Here is a 920-nt window from a genome sequence, read left to right on the forward strand (position 1 = left end):
GCGATCGTTCTTCCGCATCCATCTCCTGCACGACGGCGCGCAATCCATCCATGGACTTCTTGCCGGCGCCGGACGCCTCGAGCTCCCGTGCCTTGGACTGAGTTGCAGGATCCTTCATAAACGCAATCTCGCGCTGCGCGACGTTGGTCATCCAGTCGCTGGCGAACGCCTTCACACGCTCGAGGCGCCTCTGCTGAGTCGCGTTGTCCGAGGTCAGACTCCCGACCTTGGCCGTCGCAGCCTGAAACTGCTTCTGGCCGGACTCGTAGGGGCCGAGAAAGGCACTATCCGCCGAAACGAGATAGCCGCGCACACCCGTTTCCGAATTGACCATCGCTCCGACGATCTCCGAGAGCTGCTCCAGCACCTGGTAGGTATGCACGGTCATTTTCGCCGTGGAATTCATCACGTTCAGCGAGTTGTAGATGGCAGCGGTGCTGCCGGCGACCACGAGACAGATCGCCGCAAACACTGCAGAAACCTTAATGGAGATGCGAACGTTGTTTATCCAAGACATCAAATTCCCCAGTATTCCCGTTGAAGATGCTCATCGGACAGCCAACCCGTCCAACTCCAGGCAAGTTCTCACCTGGGATAGTACCGTCCTTCGCGATCGTTCACCTTAACGACCCTCCGTAGTCGTACTGAGCCATCATCATGAATTTGCCCGGACTTTCGCGGGCCTCTCCGAGGGATGCGGGCCAGCCGATAAGTCTCGCAGCGAACAGCTGCTGACCTGCTCTCCTCGACGCTGTGGGCGGCATGGCCGGAGGCGGATCCGTCGCCCTTCGGCAGGTGCTCAAAAGCAAATGAGCGGCGCACAGCGCCGCTCATTTTCGAATGATGATGGACGATCCGGTCTACGCCGCGCGCACGTTGGTCAGGAACTTGCTGACCTCGGTCTTGAGCCGGCCCGAGTC

General features: G+C 59.7%; 1 protein-coding gene. It reads right to left on the reverse strand.

What is annotated here, in order from left to right:
- Nucleotides 1–472 (reverse strand): CHASE3 domain-containing protein (locus IC50_RS38125; RefSeq protein ID WP_244429728.1); only part of this gene is annotated, 472 nt, incomplete at its 3' end.
- Nucleotides 473–920: the final 448 nt, after the last annotated feature.

The organism is Bradyrhizobium genomosp. I (2014) (genome assembly GCF_000261685.1).
Taxonomy (GTDB): Bacteria; Pseudomonadota; Alphaproteobacteria; order Rhizobiales; family Xanthobacteraceae; genus Bradyrhizobium.